The following is a 20,081-nucleotide window of genomic DNA, read 5'->3' as shown; positions in this document are numbered from 1 at the left end:
CGCTAACAAAGCTGACGCAATACTGGCATGTGCGTTCGGATAAACGTCGAGCTGGGGGGCTACGTGACCGAACGTAGGGGTAAGGATTCAACCGGCGAGTGGCCAACTATTACCGAAAAGCATTGGTATGTGCTGTCTATCGTCAGTGCGACGTTCACGGCCGTGGCTATCGTAGCCGCCTTTCTCTTCATTTTCGGTAACGGCTTCGATGGGGAGCATGATACCCGCTTGGCCCAAGCGCTCGCCCCCTTCGGTGTTGCACTGTTCGCGTTGGTAACTTTTTGCACGGTTAGCTGGCGAGGCTCCATTAGCGTTAGGCAGGCCAATCAAGCTGAGAACGAAGGGCGCGCAAAACTGCTTCAGGAGGGAGCTAAACTTTTGAGCGAGCCAAGCAAACCATCCCATGTGTCTGCCGGTGTCGCCACCCTAAGTGTGCTCATTCATAGCGGGCAAGCGGACTATGCGCGAAGCGCAATGAACCTGCTCGCTGATTTTGTCGAAGATCATATGCGTAACTATCACGGCAACCGGCATCGAGAAGAGATTTCCGGTGTCATGCGATCGGGAGACGAAGCGGGTTTTAACACTGGTCGAAGCATCACCTTTTACGTTGTAGAACCAGAAGAGGATTATCATTACGACGATGATCCTGTATACTGGCACTACATTCCAGGGTTCGCCTCTGTAAAATATTTTGGAGGAGAATTTCCGTTCGATGACGAATATGAAATTGACAGCCTAAAGAATGCGTCATTTAACGGCGTAACAGTAGCGCGATGGAAGTACGTAAAAGTCGATGGTCGATTTGATAAGTCGATGTTCAAGAACTGCGGTATCGCCCGTGTCGACTCGATTGATTCACTAAATCATCATGCGAACTATAAATATGCTTTTGAGAGATGTGATTTTTCGAATTGCATATTCTCTGATGAGAAAATACTCGCGGTGGATTTTCGAGAGGGCGAAAATTACTTTTGGGCTGATGCCCCTCCTACACTCGCTGGCGGAACTGCGGCAATCGACTGGGCTGCGTTACTAAATCGGAGAGAATGACTGAACCTCATAAATCAATAACCTCCCTTTTGGGCCTTTCAGCTTCAGGTCCTGAGGCTTTGGCGGTTGTCCGCTTCGAACCAGTCGCCGCTTGGCTATCGAGGGATTCTACATGCTCTGTGACAATTTGGGGCTGATACGCTACCACGTCAGAACACAGGGGTTGTTGTGGCTTCGTTTTCCCAAGAACAGCTGCAGGCAATTGCGGATGCACTCGCGGATACGTCGGAGGGATTGAGAGGCCCCGAAATTGGTCACCTTCTGACGAGTTGTCGTATCAAGGATACCGATCCCGCCATCACGAAAAGACATCGCCTCTACAACGCCTTCGCGCATGAGCAGAATACGCGCCGCGATCGCACTCGCATCATTGGGTTCATCCGGAAGGCCATGAAGCCGGCGCGGTTTGTCAGCGAGCCTGAACGCTTCGAACCAATGCGTGCGAATCTCAACCGGGCGCTCGCGTTCACGGGGCTTTCGGTCGCCGCTTCTGGCGAGCTATCGAAGGCAGAAAAAGTCGAGACGCTCGGGCAGGCAGAGCGGCGGGCGCGAGAGCTGCGCGAAGACCTCGCTTCACGAGGCGTGCATCCGGACGTAATGAAGTTCTGTCGGCAAGAACTGCTGCAGGACAACTATTTCCACGCCGTGCTCGAAGCGGTGAAAAGCATCGCCGCCAAGGTGCGAACTCGCACCGGGCTCGATGACGACGGCGCCGTGCTCGTCGATAGGGCGTTCTCGGGGACACCTCCGATGCTGGCAATCAATGCCCTCGCTACCAAAAGCGAGGCAGGACGAGCAGAAGGGCTTCGGCAATCTCCTGAAAGGGACGTTCGGGATGTTCCGCAATCCCATGGCACATGAGGCGCGAATAAACTGGGCGATGTCAAAGGAAGACGCCGAAGACTTGCTGTCGCTTGTTTCGTTGATTCACCGTCGCCTGGACGCTGCCAGCATGCCTCCGCGGAGCTGATAGAAGGCGGTTGGCCTCCCTCTATTCGCCTAAAGCCGGACGCCGCTTTCGAAGTTCGCGCCACGCGCGGTCTTCTCTTCGCAGGAGTGACTGTTTATGCCTTGCACGCACGTTCTTAACCGCGTGTCCGACCTTGGCGATGTCGGCACGCAGCCGATCTGGTGAAGCGCCCAATGTCTCAGCTATAGATTCCGCCGTGGTGTTTTCCCGCATGAATTCGCGAGAAACCACTGCCATCTCGGGACCAACGGGGAATATGCTGCGGTGGATATCTATGTGGTTACCCACGATTTCCAACTGGAAGGGGTTGTCCAAAGCCCGGATGAAACGATCCGGCGTCGGCTGATCCCCGTGCCATAAATCGTAGAGAGCGGATCGATGCAGCAGAGTCACATCATCGGTGACGTGGTGCGCCGTCTTTGCGTGCACATACCTGTCCTGGAAGAACCTGGTAACAGCAGACCAGTCCGTGAAGTAGACGCCATCTTGCAACCCTGGCAAAGAGAACGGCAGCGAATTCAGGATGCAAGGGATGACCTCCTTGTTTGCAGCGTCCGGGCCAAATTCCTCGGTTAGGATATCCGGATGTTGCCGAAGCGCGCCCGCCAGGCGCTGGAGTTGGCGCGCGTTAGAGCGGTTTTCAAGCGCGAAGTAATATGCCTGTACCGGGTTTCGGCCCGAGAGACTGCGATTCTTACACTCAAACAGAAAAATACGGTCGCCCCAGACAAGGATGGCATCGAATTCATATACCTCTCCCTGGCGTTTGACCTTAAAGCCCCGGCAATCCATTCCGCGATCAATGAAAAACTTGCGTACGCTGGTCTCGAAAGCGGCTCCCTTGCGTGACAGCTGCTCACGCAGTCTGGAGAGGTTTGAGAGGACGACGCTGACGATATGGGTGGCGAGAACGGCCGGAGCGAACAGAAGAAGCTTCCCGCTCGAGGTCCTTACCAGCGGGCAGTCATACATGTCACGGCTAGTCCGTCCCAAGGACACATGCCCGAGAAAGATTCGCGTCGCCTCCGCAGAGAGCCCTACTTGCTGCAATCTGGCCGACAGTTCGGCCTCTTCGATGAGGATTACGCCAGCAGCGCTACTTTCGAAGCGCTCCTCCGCTAGGCCTTTCAAGAATGCGTAGCCACGCAGCCATTCGATCAAGCGGAGTTTGCCGGGCCGAGCAAGATCCTCGACCACCGCGTAGCCTAGTATTGCGGACAACGATACGGCCGAATGAGCCTCCTCGGCCGACACGTAAGCATCGGGAAGCAGAGGAGCAGGGCCAGCGATGCCGCGTAGTCCCTGACGCATTCGCGTTTCAAAGGACATCTCCAGGAATGTCTGCACCAGACGGTCCTGGAGCCGTTCGTTGGCGATGAAATCCCACAGCCACGTTTCCGTCGGGCCTGTGTCGATTACGAGCTGGATATTGTCGGGCAGCCCCTTTGGACGGGCCTCGCCCGTCAGTTCGGTCCACTCCGTCTCTAGAAATCTGTGGTGTTCCTCAGTGCGTTCCCACCGACCCCAACAGATACCGAGGATTTCGGTGGAGCCCGCCTTGTAGATACTTTCCTCATCCGCAGGTTCGAAATCTGGCACGACGAGCAGGCCGTTCTTGTCGAACCAATCGTTGGTATGCCCTTCCATCAAGAGGGTGCTGGTCAGAGTCCTGACGATCGCGTCGGTGGCCGCATCAGGCGAAAAGTCGTTGCCATCGTCGTCCTTCAGGACAACGCCTGCCATGGCCTCAAGCGTTTCTCCCTTGCGTATGGCCGCAGCGACGCGCTTATTTACGTCCTTATACTGAGCGTTTGCGCGCTGAAGATAAGCGGCTACCCGTACGTCAGGCAGCAACTTCGATATCTCAGCGCGAGAAAGCAATGTTAGAATGGCGCGGTAGCCATTCTCGATCGTTCGAAACGTCGTGCGGACGCCCTCAAAGCTAGACAGCGCGCCGTCTCCCAAGCGTTCCCTGAGGTATCCGGCCAGTCCGTCGAGCAGACCGTCTCGTAGCTTCTCGCGCTTCGGGTCTGGATGCCTGAGAACTAACCGCCCGCATCGCTTTACGTGGCCCAGCAGTTCGTCGGCGAGCGCTTCATCGAGCTCGATCGCGTCTAGGTGAGCTTTAAGTTTTTGCCACGACAAGTCGTCGAGGGCGTCTTTGATCTCGCCTTCACTAAGTTGCTTTTCCATGTGACTTATCTGCGGCTTGAATGCGCCGGAGTCCTTTTCAACCAAATGGCTGCAATCTCTGAGCGCAGATCTGGTGCTTTCGCAAGGGCACGTGCAACATTCAGTTGAGAACTCTACACGGCTCACCGTGAAAATTATGGTTTAGCTACTGAATGAGCCGATTAGAGTGCCAGCTGGCTCTTGGGAATCTGTCATGATCATCGACCAGAAGCATCCCATCTCTTGGTCCCTCGTCGAGCGCGGCGCAGACGGCCGGAAAGTGATGACGGATCCCGCAATCACAAAACCATTCCTCTATCACATGCTGGAATGGCGTTACGCCAAGCTGATTTTCGAAACAAACAAACTGCGGCTCTCGCCCGTTCGATGTTGGCAGGACCCCTATGAGCGGTGGTGGTGCGATCGTCTGTTCAATCGCCCCGGTCCGTTGTCGGGATTTCAATCGTACGGCTCGTGTTGGACCACAGGTGCACATGACGAACCGCGTTGGCGAATGGCAGGCTTTGGTCCCGACAAGGAAACTCCTGTTGTGCGAATCCGCTGTCGTGTGGACGCGATGGTGAACGCGGCAAAAGGCCTCCTCGAGAACAGCGCCGGCTCCGCTTTTCTAGGCCGCGCCCAGTATCGTGGCGAGAGAACTCTTGTTCGTCTGGCTCAGTCGATCGCAGAAGGATCGAAGAAAGAAGTTACCCGGATGGCCGCGACCATGCTCTTGCACAAGCGGCGGGCCTTCAAGTTCGAAGACGAAGTGAGACTCCTTTGGTTGGACAAGCAGGCATTGAGAGAGGGTGTCTATGTCGACATCGAGGCGAAGACGTTCATCAATCAAGTGATGATTACACCTCATGCAAGCCCCGCTGAAACGGCGAACATCAAACGGGAGATGAAGCTCTTTGGCGTATCTTGCCTCGCGTCTGGCGTGTTGAAGTCGCCGCGTTAGGTCGGTCTGCGAATTCTTGTTGTCTCACGAGCGTTTCAGCGACTTGCTAATGCCATGGCGGCCCGTTGGCTAAGCCAGTGGCGCCGCAGCTCTTGAATGGCCGTCTGCATCATCGCTACTGTCGGGGCAGCAGCGAATTTTCATCGAAGCAGTGCCTATGCCCCAAGATTTATTGCCTCGAATTTTTCAGGCCGACCTTCACCGTTTCTACACGCGCGTCGTGCTGCCTGCGCTGGACAACCTGCCACTCCATACCGGCGTAAAGATCAGTGGGCCTGCGGCATCTACGGCGGAGTTTCTCGATCACGCCCATATGCACACGTCGAACATGCTTGCTTTCGAAGCGCGGCGCAGCTTCGCGCTCACGCTGGACGGGCTCTTTGAGCGCCAGCTCCGGATTTGGGCGAGGATACATGTCCCGGAAGATCGGCGTGCCGGTATTGCCACCGTGGAAATCAATAAACTTGTCCGAGGGACCGGTTTGCGTCATGGCCTTGACCTGGAAACAGGGCAAGTAAGGGCGACAATCGAGGAATTGCACCTGCTGGGAAACGCCGTGCGGCATGGCGACGGAGGTTCTCTGACCAAGTTGCGTGACCGTGCTCCTCACCTTTGGCGTTATGCGGACAACACCGTCGCTGCAAAGTCGGAAGAGCATGCCATTCTCAGCGAAGGCATCCAGCTGTCTGACCGCGACTTCGCGCGCTACGTGCGTGCTGTAACGCGGTTTTGGGGATTGGCTGACCGGGAGCCAGGCGCCGTGGTCGACGTGCCGTATTGAAGGTGGGCGTTGAAAGTTAGGTGGTCGCCGCTTGCGCAAACCGCGCCGCGAGCTGGCCGGGTATCGCTTCATAGCTTCCGGCCTTTTCGACATGTCGAGCGAGGGCGGCAAACGTTTCCGATTTCTGCCGGGCAAGCCTGCAGGCTTCATAGGTTCGCTTGTCGACGTAGGTCACATCGGCATAGGCGGCGAGGCAGGCTAGATAGCGGTCTGTCAGTTCACTGCCGTCCCATTCATGCGTGTCAGGGTGAAAGCGTCGAATGGCATTGTAGATGATGCCCGAGGGCAATTGGTCCTCCCTTACCCGCGCAATGAGCTCCGGCCAGGGTAGGTTCAACTGCACGTTCAGCACTTCCAGCTTCCTGCGGAAAACTGCCATATCGCCAAGGTCGGCGAGGGTTGTTTCGGGGTCGATATCTGACAGATCAAATCCCCAGGCTTGCAGAATCCGAATCCCCGGGTTGTCGGGGCGGACAATTTCCGCACCGATGCGCATGACGTCTTTGATAAAAGCGCGCGATGTATCGTCCGCGTCGGGAATGCGCTTGTCGCCGCGCTGCCGAATATCTGCAGCAAGGCGGACATGGAGGCGCTGAAACTGCTGCAACATGTCATTCGGCGCGCGTATCCGATCCTTCAGAAGGTCCATGATCTTGGCATCGGCGTTGCCGGCGAAGTCGGATTTGGAAATCGCCACCACTTCACGGGTGCGTTCTTCGCTGTGAATAAAACTTTCACGCAGGGCCGTCCAGTTTTCTAGAAACGGCCGGACAAGGTCAGCACCGCTGGTGAGACGAAACATGGCTTTCGCCGCTTCTTCGCGCACCACTGCGGCGCCCGCAGCCGGATATTGGAATGCGGCAGCAATCTCGAAAGATTGCAGGCTGGCGGCCGAGCCGACAATGTCTTCTTTCTGGAAGGAGGCGATAGAGGCGACCAAGGGCAGCGATTGAAGGTATGCGACACGCTGCGCGGCTACTTCCTCACTTCGGTGCGAAAACAGTTCCTGAAAATGATGCCAGGAGAGCAGCAAAACACTACCGGTTTCCATAAAAGCCTGATCGAAGGCCTCGGCCCGTCTTACGCGCTCGCCGTCCTTACCAGCCTTGTCCCCGGCGATAGCGCCGAGATGGGAAGAATCCAAGGCAACGAACTTCGGGAGAAGAAACTTACGGCCAAGTGTTTCCAGTTTGGGTTCCCACCAAATGCTACCGCCATCGTAAGCCGGCCAAATGCGCTGGGAAGTAGTAACTCATAGCAAATTGAAGCGGTTAGCGGAAAGTTTTCGTCAGGAAGTATTTGGCCCAGCTATGATTGCGAATCAGAATCACACAAATCTCCAATCACGCCATCATGACGAGTTGATAGGCCCTTGAGCAAGCCCGCGAAAAAGAAAGCCGTGACGACCAATCTGGTCAGACCGAGCCGTGACGGCGACCAGTTTCACTACCTGTGGGCCGCGCGCCGCTGCCTTCATCTTCTTCCACCGCGGTCGGACCTCAAGTCGGTAACTGTCGAGGGCGCATCCCCGTCAGACAAGACCCCAAAGGGACCAATTACAGCCGGAGAGGAAGTGATCGATCTCGCCGAGTATTTCGGGGACCGTGATTTTGCTAGGGCAAGTCTTGTTCGCTATATCCAGCTCAAACATTCGACCGAGGCTCCAAATAAGCCATGGCCGGCAAGCGGGCTTGAAAACACGATCGCCGGCTTTGCCAAATGGTACAAAGCCATTCTTGCAGCTTCGGTAAAGATCGGCAGACACCCAACCCTCGAGTTTCTTTTCGTATCGAACCGGCCAATCAGCCAGGCGGTGACGGAAGCGGTCGAGAACGCCGCGAAAGGACTTGTGGTCAAGCCAGCAGATTTGAAGAAGCTGGAAACATATACCGGGCTGAAGGGGGCTAAGCTCGCCGACTTCTGCAAATTGCTGAAGCTTGAAGGCAGACACGATGCACTGTGGGATCAGCGAAACATCCTTTTCCAGGACGTCAGCCAGTATTTGCCAGATGCCGATGTCGATGCACCGACGCAATTGAAGGAACTGGTGAATCGCAAGGCGCTTTCCGACGCAGCATCCAATCCCAGCATTGAACGGATGGATGTGTTGCGGGCCCTGAAGGCGGACGAGAGTCGGCTTTATCCTGCGCCCTGTCTTATCGAGCAATTGAGCGACGTCGTCCCACGCAAGCAAGAAGGGGACCTGATCAAGGCTATTGTCCGTGCCGGAAACAGGCCGGTGGTGGTTCATGCCGAGGGAGGGATTGGCAAGTCGATCTTCGCTACCCGCATTCATCTCGGGCTGCCGCCTGGCTCTGAGAGCGTTCTCTATGATTGCTTTGGAAACGGCCAGTATCGCAGCGCAACCGGGTACCGTCATCGCCATAAGGATGCGCTCGTCCAGATCGTCAACGAGCTCGCCGGCAAGACCTTATGTCACTTGCTGATTCCGACCTCGCACGCGGGATCTGTCGACTATCTTAAAAAATTTATCTTTCGGCTCGAACAAGCCGTTAGCCTTCTTCGCGCCAAGAACCCGCGAGCCTTGCTGTGCATTATCATCGATGCTGCGGACAATGCGCAGATGGCGGCGGAGGAAATTGGCGAGGCGCGGGCATTCATCCGTGATTTGCTAAGAGAACAGATACCGGACGGCGTGCGTATCGTTGCGCTCTGCAGGTCGCATCGCCAGGACAAACTGGACCCACCGCCAAGCGCGTTGTCGCTTGAGCTGGAATCCTTCGGACGGGATGAGACCGCCGCACATCTGCGCCACGCTTTTCCGGACGCCAGTGAACAGGACATCGATGAATTTCATCGCCTCAGCTCGAAAAACCCGCGTGTCCAGGCGCTTGCCATTTCAGGTGGCGGGACCTTGGCAGAAATTCTGCGTGAGCTAGGCCCCAATCCGACGACGGTCGAAAAGGCGATTGGCAACCTGCTGGCTGCCGCGATAGCCAGGATGCGTGATGAAGCCGGCGCGGTGGGGAAGACGCAGATTGACAGCATATGCGCGGGTCTTGCGGCCCTGCGGCCTCTTGTTCCCATTGCCGTTTTGTCTTCAATGTCCGGCGTTCCAGCCTCCGCCATCAAGAGCTTTGCATACGATCTTCGGCGACCGCTTATTGTTACGGGCGAGACCATCCAGTTTTTTGATGAACCATCCGAAAGCTGGTTCCGGGAACGATTTAAGCCCACGGCCGCCGATCTCGGCGCGTTCATCGCCAGCATCAAGCCGCTTTCTTCTGGTAGCGCCTATGTTGCAGCGGCACTGCCGCAACTTATGCTGGAGGCGGGACAGTTTGAAGAGTTGGTGGCGCTCGCGCTCTCTTCGGAAGCGTTGCCGGAGCTCAACCCGCTCGACCGGCGTGATGTCGAGCTTCAGCGCCTGCAATTTGCACTGAAAGCGAGCCTTCGCGCCAAGCGCTATCTCGATGCTGCCAAACTTGCCTTAAAGGCCGGCGGCGAGACCGCAGGTGATGAGCGCCAACGGGCACTTCTCCAAGGAAACACGGATCTGGTTTCGGCGCTCATGGAAGCCGGCCGCGCTCAAGAACTCGTTTCGCGTAAAATTTTTGGATCGAGTTGGGTCGGCTCGCACAATGCTTATGAAGCGGCGCTGATGTCCGGCTATACCGAGCTGCAGGGCGATGCGCGCAGCCGATTACGCATGGCCACGGAGTGGATGCGCAACTGGTCGCGGCTTTCCAACAAGGAACGCGGCCGCGAAACGATGACCGACAAAGATATCGGTGAAATGGCCATCGCATACTTCAACATCCACGGCGCACGCGCATGCGCCAACAGCCTAATGGGGTGGACGCCGCCGTCGGTTCCTTTCAACGTCGGCCGGTACCTTGCGCATCGGTTCGTCGATCACAGCCGCTACAAAGACCTTGACGACCTTTCGCTTGCCGCAGGCGATAACGTCTATCTCCTGCTGGCTATTGTCGTGGAATTGCGTGAGGTCGATCGCACGCCCCCAAAAGAGGCTCTTGCAAAGTGCCTCAAGCAATTGTGCAAGCCATCCGTCACATTCGACGCGGGCGACAACTGGAACGCTCACGACCGTCCGTTGATGGCGGTGACCGCGTTGGTCGAGGCATGCCATCGCCTGTCTGTCGGCACGACGACGGTACTTGCAAGGCTTTTGTCACGCTATCTGCCCAAGGAGCCCCCACGGGGAGTAGGCACCCGTTTCAATGATGGGCGCGCACCGATCATTCGCGCTTACGCCGTGCACGCGGCATTGCTCGGAAAGACCCTGAATTTGCTTGATCTAGCGCATGCCGAGCTTCGTGCCGAGATTGAGAAGGAAAACAACTATTCCCAGTCGCAAGAAGCCCAGGAGTTCCAAGAAGACGTCGGGGCCTTGTTGCCGTGGCATACGCTTTGGGCGGAACGGCTGGTAAAAAGGGCCGGCAAGGTAGGGCTGGCGAGCGCCATTTCGCGATCAATCACGGAATCCGCTTCTGCCGCGCGGATCAACCACCGCGAAGAGTGGCGTACCGCCGATCAGGTTGCCCACCTCTGGTTGGCCATCCTTGTGCGCGCCAAAGCGACCGACAGCACATCCATTCAGAGGCTTGTTGACTGGACCGCAGGGCTAAAGAGGCCCCTTTATACTCCGACGCTCGCAGCGCTTGCGCGTTCCATGGCGCGTTCTGCGGGGCTATCAGCCAATGCGCTTCAATACGCGGCGCAAGCATTTCAACGGACAAAGGATGAGCGCGACCACGCCGATACAAAAGCCGAAATGTATGTAACCTTGGCAAGATCGGTGCTCGCCACAAGCCGGTCGGAAGCCGAGGCCTATTTCAACCAGGCCGTTGAGGTTGCCAGCAAGGTTGGCAACGAAAATGTGGACCGCTGGGCAGCGCTTTTGGATTTGGCCGAAGCTGCCGCCGATCAGGCGCAACCTGCGCCTGAAATGGCATACAACCTCGCGCGCTGCGCCGAAGTGACCTACGACTATGTTGCACGGGACAAGCATTTCGACTGGCATCGGACAGTTGAGGCCATCGCAGCTCTCTGCCCTGTATCATCCTTCGCCATATTAAGCCGGTGGCGCGACCGTGCCTTTGGCCGGCCCGGCAGGGTTTTGGCGGCAGCCGTTGAGTTCCTTGTTGAACGGAAAATGCTGGATGCGCGAAAGGCGCTGCCCCTGATCGGATTCCGTGCGGAATGGAATGAGGCAGATGTACTCGCTTCCGCGCTCGATGCCTGTGGGACGAAGGCCGAGAAACAGTCGGTTGCGGATCTCGGCTACCACTACATCAAGATGCAAGGACACACCGTTGCGACGTGGCGCAAGGTTCGAGACCTGTTCGCCAAGCACCGTATTGCCGCGCCTGATTTGCAAACGCGCCTTGACCAGCACGAGCGCGATGAGAGGAAGGAGGATGCGGACAATGAAGAGAGCGGCAACGGGCGCCCGTCGACACGCTGGAAAGAAGATGCCAAAAAGGATTGGCGCGCGATTTTCCGGGGCGTCAATCCGGTCGTGGCAAACGAACTCTCAAAAGCCCAGCAGCGATTCCGCAAATCCGAACCGCCATTCTATCAAGATCAATTTTTTCAGCAGGCCATTGCACGCATTCCTGCGGGGAAAGAAGCGGAATTTGTTATAGCTTTGGCCGAGGCGCCAGAATTTGACCTTTACCACGTCCGGAGCTTCCTCGAGACGTTTCCGGCCGCGTGGAAAACGAGGCTTTCCATCCAGGCAGCCCTAGCTGCCGCCTTACGCAGCTTCGGCCGCCGCTATTGCCTGGATGTGACTCGCGGCCGCCACTACGAAGTGCTGCCGTTCAAGACCGCCTGTGAATTGGCCGGCGTTCTTGAGGGCGATGTCATTGAAGTCGTTCTGACGGGTATCGGTGAGGTTACTGAGATTTTAGATGTCGGCCGGCTGTTTACGCTGGTGGGCCTGCTTGCCGGCAAGGTAACCCGAAGCGAAGCATCCGACGCGCTTGGCTTCGGTCTGAAACTTTTCGATGCAGTCCTTAAAGATACCGACGGCGACGGGCCGTGGTCTGCCGCGCTCGCGCCTGGAGGGGATATCGATAGCGCGGTTGCGGGGTATGTCTTTGGCGCGCTGGCCTCACCCCGCGCCACACGGCGCTGGGAGGCCGCGCACGCCGTTCATGCGTTCTGCGAGCTTCGGCATCGCCCGGTCATTTCGGCGTTGGTTGCGTATGTTCGCGGCAATGTGGGCGGCGCGTTTGCCGATGCCGGGCTGTTTTTCTACAACCTGCATGCACGTCAGTGGTTTCTGATTGCTCTTGCACGGGCAGCCAGGAATTGCCCCGATATTGTCGCCGCTCATTCTGATTTCATCTTCCAAAATATGCGCCCGCCAGAGGCTCACGTTGTCATTCGTGAGTTGGCGAAACGTGCAGCGCTTGCGCTGATCGATGCTGGATTGCTTGATCCAGAATTACGCGCACAAATCTTGGCCGTGAACGTATCGCCGTTCCCGGCGATCGAAGCACGCTCTTATGAGCGCGGAAGCGCACGTTCGTCGCCGAGCACGTATGACGAAGACCGTTTCTATTTTGACTATGACATGGAGTCGTATTGGTTCCCGCCACTGGCGAAGTGCTTCGGCCTTTTGAGCAGCGATATTCAGCGACGGGTGGCAGCCGTCGTTACGGACGACTGGCAGTATCTCGGCCGGTTGCATTGGCAAGAGGATGCGCGAAGCCGCCGGAAGATGTTCGACTACGAAGACACACGGCATTCAAATAGCTCATACCCAAGTGTTGACGACCTCCGTTTCTATCTGGGCTCCCACGCTACGATGATCGTGGCTGGGCAGCTTCTGGACACTGCGCCAACCTACCGTAGCCCCGACACGACCGAGGACGACTTTTCAGAATGGTTCCGATCATACCATGACCTGTCCCGCACGGACGGCTATTGGCTTGCCGACCGGCGAGACCCTATCCCGCTTGATGTTCTTTCCTGGAAAAATGACATCAAAGACGCCGATTGGCCTTCATCTGTTCGCCGCGAAGATATAGACCGCGTGTTCTCTCCGTCGCCAGAGGTGGTGACCCCTTGGGGTTACTGGAACGCCTCGTCAGGCAGACAACAGGAAGAGTGCACGATCCGAAGCGCCCTTGTTTCGCGTGAAAGGTCGTCGGCATTGCTCCGTGCTTTGCACAGTGCCGATGATCCAAACGACTACGCGATCCCTGAAGCCATGAGTGATCGGCAGATTGATTCCGGGTCGTTCCAGTTGAAGGGCTGGATAATTGATCGCACGCGCGAAAGGGGGATTGATGACAAAGATCCTTGGGCAGGGGAAATTCGCTACCCCGCGCCGCGACCGTCAGATGACGTTATCGATGTCATGGACCTGGTAGCCGACCGCGAAGGCCGGCACTGGCGGCTGGACGCGAAGGAACCGGCCTCCATGGTGATCGAAACCTGGGGGATGTTTCACGAAAGGGACGATCACACCAGCGACAACAGAGGCAGTCGGGTCCAGGCGTCGTTACCATTCATCCGGCAGCTGTTGCGCAAGCTCGATATGGACATGATCGTTAAAGTGGAAATCGAGCGGCGGCGCAGCTACTCTCGATACGAAAGCCGAGATGACGATGACAACAAGAAAGTCCCGCCCACGGTCCAACTCTTCCTCATCAAATCCGACGGAAGTGTCGAAACATGCTGACGCGATCTTGGCCCTTGGCAAAAAGCTCATCGCCGAACTGAAGCTCGCCGACACCAATGATACGCTGTCGCGCTGGATGGTCCATTACCTTGCGGAGCAAATCAAAAATGCCGAACAGAAAGCTGCGAAGGATCACCCGCAGCGCGTCATAGCGTGCCGCGATGCGATCCTCGCCCTTTGGCAACACAGACACGAGTTGCCAAGCGGCAGCCGCCCGTTTCAGGAACTCGAACCGATAATAAGAACGCTGGCGTCGCTTGATTCTGAGGCAGGGCCATATCGCTATTTCGCGCCTCCGTTGCCACCCGAGAGTGCGCGCAAAGAAAGCAAGGCATCGCAACAATGGCTGCAATTGGCGGAGCGCCTCGACTATTCTGCGCGCATCCTCATCAGGCAATGCCTGGCGAACGCAGCGGATAACGCAATTGATAAATCAAAGGTATGGGTCGTGCTTGCCCAGAAGGCCGGCCTTGAGCAGATTGAATTGCCGATTTTGCGCATCATCATTGCGGACGGCGACCTTGCCGACGCAACCGATCCCGACGAAGAGCAGCGGAAGCTTCTGAAGGATCGCGCGGACAAGCTACGCGGATTTGTGGAACTCGCAACGACGGTTATCGAGGAATACGACAGTCAACTCAACGGAAAGCCGGGCGCAAAAGCCAAAAAACCCAAAGCCCTTAAGGCGCCTGCTGTTTCCCGTTTGGCCAAGCCTGCACAGTTGATCGTTGAAGAGCGTCGGTCTCGCCGCAAGAGGGCAGTGAAGAAGCTTTAAGCCCTCGATAAACCACCTGACGATTTGTGGGGTCATCCCAAAGCTTGTCTTGCAGACTTGCGATCCTGTCAACTTGGAGGAATCCGATGTCTGATCCTTATGATGACGGGAGAGAGCTTGCCCGGCTTTTTGGCCGTTTTGAGCATGCTCTTAAGCGCACGGGATTCTTGAAGAACAGGTCCGACGCTCAAGCTGATTGGGATGCTTTCGCCAAGGCGCTTGGCCCGACGTTCTTTGCTGACGTCGTGAACGCGGGAGTTGCCGCAACGCTTGTCGGTGACCCGCCACGAAAGTTGATGAGTGAGGGCCTGACATGGCAGCCGGAGCACCCCACGCCCCTTGCCAATGTCCACCAGCTCATCGTGCAGGGAGTTTGCCGCGTAAGAAACAGCTACGTTCATGGCGAAAAGTTTCAGGGTGGATCAGAGACCTGGGCAAGAGACGCAACCCTCGTGGGCGAGGCTCTGGCGGTATTGCGTGAGGCGCAGGGACGTGTGCCCGCTGTATCCGCGCTTCTCGCGTAGCGCGGCCAGAAGTTGACGCGAGGCGGCCTCGGAACTGGCCGACATGGGTCATCCTGCTGCACAGGACCGGGCTCTAGGCGCACGCGCCCGAAGCCCCTGCTTCGCTAGAGCTACGCAGGGTCTTCGCCCTTCGGGTGACGATCCCTTGCCCAAGATGGGGGGCGACAGGGCTCCGCCCTCACGACCCCCAGCAACAACAAAATCGCCATCCCCCAATTCTCACTCCCTCGGCTCCGCCTCAGTCGCTGCGAACCGGGTGGTTCCCCCTGACGATTTTCTTGTTGCTCCCCCTAACCCGGTCTCGCCGACGGGCAGGGGTTCAGACGGAGCTGAACCCCAAACCAAAAGAGACCGCCATGAAAACCGACCTTTATCAACAGATCACCGACCAGATTATCCGCGCCCTCGAACAGGGCACGCGCCCGTGGCATCAGCCGTGGAATGCTGGACATGCCGCCGGCCGCATCACCCGGCCGCTGCGCGCGGGCGGCATTCCCTATCAGGGCATCAACGTGCTGATGCTGTGGGCGGCAGCGGTGGAGAAGGGATACGCAACCCCGTTCTGGCTTACCTTCAAACAGGCGCTTGATCTCGGCGCGCATGTCCGCAAGGGCGAGAAGGGCAGCCTTGTGGTCTATGCCGGCCGCATCACCGGCACCGAGACCGACACGGCAACCGGCGAGGAATCCGAAACCTCCATTCCGTTTCTCAAAGGCTATACCGTCTTCAATGCCGAACAGGTGGAAGGCTTGCCCGAGACCTATTATGCGAGACCGGCCCCGCGCGATGAGACGATCACGCGCATTGAACGGGCCGAGAGCTTCTTCGCCGCGCTCGGCGCCGATATCCAGCATGGCGGCAATTCAGCGTGCTACGTCATCTCCCGCGACCAGGTGCGGATGCCGGTCTTTGAAGCCTTCCGCGATGCCGAGAGCTATTACGCCACCCTCGGCCATGAAACTGTGCATTGGACGAAGCACCCGACGCGCCTCGACCGGGAGTTTGGGCGCAAGCGCTTCGGCGATGAGGGATACGCCATGGAAGAGCTGGTGGCGGAACTCGGCGCGGCTTTTCTTTGCGCCGATCTTCAACTGACGCCCGAGACGCGCGACGACCATGCGGCCTATGTCGCAAGCTGGCTGAAAGTGTTGAAGAACGACACGCGGGCGATATTCACCGCCGCATCACATGCCGGGCGCGCGGTGGAATTTCTGCATGCGCGGGCGAAGGTTGAGGGTCTGGCTGCGTGACCCTTGAGGCTGTCGGAGCCTTTGCCGCCCACCGCTCGCGCCGACCGCCGCTAAGTTCGTGGCCCCTTTTCCTCCTCGTGCTGTTCCGCTTCGAACGCTTGCCTTCCCTTCGCGGCCCACAGGTCTCGCGCATGCTCGCCTTCATGGCTCTGCAGCTTAGCAGCGATCCAGAGCAGTGCGCCGTAGATGATGGCGCGATTATCATTGGTCAACTCGACGAGACCCGCCTTAACGACCAGACCGCCGAGTTCAATCAGATGTCGGGTTCGCTTGCGTCGCTCAACCTGCCAAGCGCGCATATCATTGCGAGCCCGTGCCGCCTGACGGCGATTGTGTGCTGCCCGGTTGCGCTGCAGCGCTGCGATGGTTGCGCTGAGATGCCGGAGCAGTTCGCCGGGGCCTGCTTTCGAAAAACGTCACTCCACGCTTAGCCCATGCCTCACGCTTTGCGGCGTCTCTCGTCTCAGTGATTGCGACCAGCGCGCCGGCGAGTTCCTCGCTGCTGAGTTGATCGGCGCCGGTGGCGATCACCAGTTCGCCAAGCTGCTGCACCTTTCGCGTCTTGAGCTCCCGCGCCTTGTCTTCCAGTGCTTTCATTTCGGCGTCGAAGTCTCGGGGTTTGCGCATGGCTGTCTCCATCGATTGGCGATGCGGCGATGATAGGGGAGCGCCTGCCGGAAGGCTTCAGGGTCGCCGAGACAGCCCGGGACGGGCTGGTCCATCCCGAGAATTTTTCGAGGGAGGGCGCGCTTATACGTCGTGCCGACGTGCGCTTCGACGTGCAAATGATCTGTTCGCGATGGCGATCTATCATCTTCACGTCAAGGTCATTGGCCGCAAGGCAGGCTCGAGTGCAGTGGCGTCAGCGGCCTACCGCTCGGCTTCGCGGCTGCGTGACGAGCGAATTGAACGCACTCATGACTTCTCGGCCAAGCGCGGTGTCGTGCATTCCGAGGTGATGCTGCCGGAGAATGCGCCGGAAGCCTGGAGCGACCGCGAACGGCTGTGGAACGACGTCGAGGCGTTCGAGCTGCGCAAGGATGCGCAGCTGGCCCGTGAGGTGGAGTTTGCTCTTCCACGCGAGCTGAGCCAGGCGCAAGGCATCGAACTGGCGCGGGACTTCGTGCAGGCAGAGTTTGTCGGCCGTGGCATGGTCGCCGATCTCAACGTGCATTGGGACAGGGCGGGGGAGGGAAGCACTAAACCGCATGCCCATGTCATGCTCACCATGCGCTCAGTGGATGAGAACGGCTTTGGCCCGAAAGTACGCGACTGGAACAGCACTGAAATGGTCGAGCGCTGGCGCGAACGATGGGCCGAGCTTGCCAATGAGCGCCTTGCCGAACTCGATATCGACGCGCGCATCGATCATCGCAGCCTGGAAGCGCAGGGCATCGCCTTGGAGCCGCAAACCCAGATTGGCGCGCCGGCCCAACGCATTGAGGACGGTCACCTCGATGCTGCCGGCATTGAAGCAGATCGCGCCGAACTGCACCGCGAGATCGCGCGTAACAATGGCGTGCGGATCATCGACGACCCCAACTTGGCGCTCGATGCCATCACGCATCAGCAATCGACCTTCACCAGAAAGGACATTGCGAAGTTCGCGCATCGGCACAGCGACGGAATGGAGCAGTTCAACGATGTCATGGGCGCCATCGGCAACGCGCCCGATCTGGTCGAACTTGGCAAGGACGGACGCGGCGAAGATCGCTTCACCACCCGGCAGATGATCGAGACCGAGCAGCGCCTGCATCGCGCAGCGGAACGCATGGCCGGGGAGGAGCGTCATGCGGTGAGTGACCGGGATCGGGGCGCTGCTCTGGCGCGTGCAACACGACGCGGGCTTGTCTTGTCAGGCGAGCAGACTGATGCACTGGATCACATCACCGACGGCAGCGGTCTTGGTGTCGTCGTCGGGTTTGCTGGAACCGGCAAGAGCGCGATGCTGGACGTTGCCCGCCAGGCGTGGGCAGCAGCAGGCTACGAGGTTCGAGGCGCCGCACTCTCCGGCATCGCGGCCGAGAATCTCGAAAGCGGATCAGCCATCTCGTCGCGCACCATTGCCAGTATGGAACATAGCTGGGGACAGGGCCGCGATCTTCTCACCGCGAGCGATGTCCTGGTGGTGGACGAGGCCGGCATGGTCGGCACGCGCCAATTGGAGCGCGTGCTCTCCCATGCGGCGAACGTCGGCGCAAAGGTCGTGCTGGTCGGCGATCCGCAGCAGTTGCAGGCAATCGAAGCTGGGGCCGCATTCCGTTCGATCCACGAACGCCACGGCGGCGTCGAGATCGGCCAAGTACGACGGCAGCGCGAGGACTGGCAGCGAGAGGCCACACGCGATCTTGCAACCGGCAGGATCGGCGCTGCGATCGACGTCTATGACACACAAGGGATGGTGCATCGGGCTGCGACGCGCGACGAGGCGCGTAGCAATCTCGTCGAACGCTGGGATCGCGACAGGCAGGCACAACCAGAGGCAAGCCGGATCATTCTCACTCACACCAACGACGAGGTGCGCGCGCTCAACCAGGCAGCGCGCGAGCGCATGCGCGCTGCTGGAGATCTCGGCGACGAAGTTCACGTGGTTGTCGAGCGCGGTGCAAGGACCTTCGCACGCGGCGACCGGGTCATGTTCCTGCGCAACGAGCGGTCGCTTGGCGTCAAGAACGGCACGCTCGGCGTGATCGAAGAAGTCAGCGTGCAGACGATGACGGTTCAAACCGACGACGGCAGGTCTCTGCGCTTTGACCTGAAGGACTATGCCCACATCGACCACGGCTATGCCGCGACCATCCACAAGGCGCAGGGCATGACGGTCAACCGCACCCATGTGCTGGCGACGCCAGGCATGGATGCGCACAGCGGCTACGTGTCCTTGTCGCGACATCGGGATGGGATGGATCTGCATTACGGCAGCGAAGACTTCGCGACCCGCGAACGACTTGTCCGCGCGCTGTCACGCGACCGCGCCAAGGATATGGCGTCGGATTACGATCAGATCGACCCGGCGCAACACTACGCCGAGCGCCGCGGCATCACCTTCCGCGAGCGCGTGGTCGAGTTCGTGCGCCGGGTCGTACCGGAGAAGTTGCGCGACAAGATCAGCGGGCTGCTCGACGGGTTGCGCTCGCCCGCAGACGTCGGGCCCGGTCAGGACCGTGGGCGCATTCCGGGAGGGGAAGACGGTCGAGCGCAAAGCGGCGATGCCGGCGCCGTGCCTGAAAAAGAAGCTTCCGCCAGGGGAGCGCAGCGCGAGGCGGATGCGCCGGTGGATCCGGAAGCGGCGTTGCGCAACGCTCGCACGAAGGCGCTTGTGCGCCATGCTCGCGCGCTCGACGCTGCTATCCGCGCAGGAAATGCGAACGGGCAGGGGACTCCTGAGCAGATGCGCGAATTGAAAGATGCGCGCAACGCTTTCGAGAAGGTTCGGCCCTATGGCTCGCGCGATGCCGAAGCGGCCTACGTCAAGAATCCCGACTTGGTTCTTGAAGCGCGAGCCGGTCGCGTCAACCGCATCGTGCGCGCTCTCCAGCTTGAAACCGAAATCCGCACCGATCCAGACCGCCGGGCCGCCCGTTTCGTGGAAGACTGGCAAAAGCGGAAAAGGACAAGCCAGCGCCAATACCAGGCCGGCGATATGTCCGGCTACAGGTCAACGCGTTCGGCCATGTCCGACATGGCCAAGAGCCTTGAGCGCGATCCGCAACTGGAATCGCTGCTCGCCAACCAAAAGAAGGCGCTTGGCATACAGGTTGAATCCGGCCGGCGCCTGGGCGCGGAACTTGCGTTCAGCCACGGCATTGGCATTGGGCGTGGCAGGGGCATCTAAACTTATTACGAAATGGCATGTCGAGCGTGTCGTCGACGAAGGTAGTTCCCATCGACAACGACGATGATGACCATGAATGAGA

General features: G+C 58.6%; 14 protein-coding genes. 10 read left to right on the top strand and 4 right to left on the bottom strand.

The genetic code is table 11. From position 1 onward, the window contains the following. Positions 1 to 63 precede the first annotated feature (63 nt). The 3 genes from EN846_RS19530 (at position 64) to EN846_RS35885 (ending at position 2,023) form a co-directional block, all read left to right on the top strand. Entirely contained in the window at positions 64 to 1,053 is a 990-nt protein-coding gene (locus EN846_RS19530; protein WP_189379623.1) for a hypothetical protein, read from the top strand. A 168-nt stretch (positions 1,054 to 1,221) separates the two neighbouring features. Next, positions 1,222 to 1,914 carry a TIGR02391 family protein gene (locus EN846_RS19525; protein WP_245518727.1) on the top strand — a complete coding sequence of 231 codons (693 nt, stop codon included), beginning with the start codon at positions 1,222 to 1,224 and terminating at the stop codon, positions 1,912 to 1,914. Beyond that, positions 1,817 to 2,023 (top strand): TIGR02391 family protein, encoded by a 207-nt coding sequence (locus tag EN846_RS35885; protein ID WP_348630827.1) that lies wholly within the window; start codon positions 1,817 to 1,819, stop codon positions 2,021 to 2,023. The genes EN846_RS19525 and EN846_RS35885 overlap by 98 nt, the downstream gene beginning before the upstream one ends. 21 nt (positions 2,024 to 2,044) lie before the next feature. Here EN846_RS35885 and EN846_RS19520 read toward each other — a convergent pair whose 3' ends face one another. Beyond that, positions 2,045 to 4,216 (bottom strand): hypothetical protein, encoded by a 2,172-nt coding sequence (locus EN846_RS19520; RefSeq protein ID WP_128346351.1) that lies wholly within the window; start codon positions 4,214 to 4,216, stop codon positions 2,045 to 2,047. Positions 4,217 to 4,409: 193 nt separating this feature from the next. Here EN846_RS19520 and EN846_RS19515 point away from each other — a divergent pair, with 193 nt between their 5' ends. Both EN846_RS19515 and EN846_RS19510 read left to right on the top strand, forming a co-directional pair. After that, on the top strand, positions 4,410 to 5,156 hold the full coding sequence (locus EN846_RS19515; RefSeq protein WP_128346352.1) for a hypothetical protein: 747 nt from the start codon (positions 4,410 to 4,412) through the stop codon (positions 5,154 to 5,156). A gap of 157 nt (positions 5,157 to 5,313) precedes the next feature. Further along, the gene (locus tag EN846_RS19510) at positions 5,314 to 5,937 is read left to right on the top strand and encodes a hypothetical protein (protein ID WP_128346353.1); all 624 of its coding nucleotides are present in this window, start codon (positions 5,314 to 5,316) and stop codon (positions 5,935 to 5,937) included. A 16-nt stretch (positions 5,938 to 5,953) separates the two neighbouring features. On the opposite strand, the gene EN846_RS19505 is transcribed toward EN846_RS19510, so the two are convergent. Next, positions 5,954 to 7,081: a hypothetical protein gene (locus EN846_RS19505; protein WP_135898844.1), complete on the bottom strand. Its 1,128-nt coding sequence runs from the start codon at positions 7,079 to 7,081 to the stop codon at positions 5,954 to 5,956. Positions 7,082 to 7,309: 228 nt separating this feature from the next. On the opposite strand from EN846_RS19505, the gene avs3a reads away from it, so the two are divergent. From avs3a to EN846_RS19485, 4 genes are all read left to right on the top strand, one after another. After that, positions 7,310 to 13,615 (top strand): AVAST type 3 anti-phage nuclease/ATPase Avs3a, encoded by a 6,306-nt coding sequence (gene avs3a / locus EN846_RS19500; protein ID WP_245518725.1) that lies wholly within the window; start codon positions 7,310 to 7,312, stop codon positions 13,613 to 13,615. Positions 13,616 to 13,622: 7 nt separating this feature from the next. Then, positions 13,623 to 14,390, top strand: a complete 768-nt coding sequence (avs3b, locus tag EN846_RS19495; protein ID WP_128346625.1) for an AVAST type 3 anti-phage proein Avs3b — start codon at positions 13,623 to 13,625, stop codon at positions 14,388 to 14,390. An 86-nt stretch (positions 14,391 to 14,476) separates the two neighbouring features. Then, positions 14,477 to 14,914: a hypothetical protein gene (locus EN846_RS19490; protein ID WP_128346626.1), complete on the top strand. Its 438-nt coding sequence runs from the start codon at positions 14,477 to 14,479 to the stop codon at positions 14,912 to 14,914. 356 nt (positions 14,915 to 15,270) lie between these two features. Next, the gene (locus tag EN846_RS19485) at positions 15,271 to 16,164 is read left to right on the top strand and encodes a zincin-like metallopeptidase domain-containing protein (RefSeq protein ID WP_135898846.1); all 894 of its coding nucleotides are present in this window, start codon (positions 15,271 to 15,273) and stop codon (positions 16,162 to 16,164) included. A 50-nt stretch (positions 16,165 to 16,214) separates the two neighbouring features. Here the strand turns inward: EN846_RS19485 and EN846_RS19480 are convergent, their stop codons facing one another. Together EN846_RS19480 and EN846_RS19475 are read right to left on the bottom strand one after the other, a co-directional pair. Beyond that, entirely contained in the window at positions 16,215 to 16,463 is a 249-nt protein-coding gene (locus tag EN846_RS19480; protein ID WP_128346620.1) for a conjugal transfer protein TraD, read from the bottom strand. 1 nt (position 16,464) lies between these two features. After that, positions 16,465 to 16,791 carry a conjugal transfer protein TraD gene (locus EN846_RS19475; RefSeq protein ID WP_189379721.1) on the bottom strand — a complete coding sequence of 109 codons (327 nt, stop codon included), beginning with the start codon at positions 16,789 to 16,791 and terminating at the stop codon, positions 16,465 to 16,467. A 172-nt stretch (positions 16,792 to 16,963) separates the two neighbouring features. Between EN846_RS19475 and traA the strand changes: the two genes are divergently transcribed. Next, on the top strand, positions 16,964 to 19,999 hold the full coding sequence (gene traA, locus EN846_RS19470; RefSeq protein ID WP_128346622.1) for a Ti-type conjugative transfer relaxase TraA: 3,036 nt from the start codon (positions 16,964 to 16,966) through the stop codon (positions 19,997 to 19,999). Positions 20,000 to 20,081: the final 82 nt, after the last annotated feature.

The sequence above is a fragment of the Mesorhizobium sp. M4B.F.Ca.ET.203.01.1.1 genome (assembly GCF_004791025.1).
Lineage (GTDB): Bacteria > Pseudomonadota > Alphaproteobacteria > Rhizobiales > Rhizobiaceae > Mesorhizobium > Mesorhizobium abyssinicae.
The sequence above is the reverse complement of the archived record's forward strand: the minus strand, read 5'-3'. Positions and strand labels throughout refer to the sequence as shown.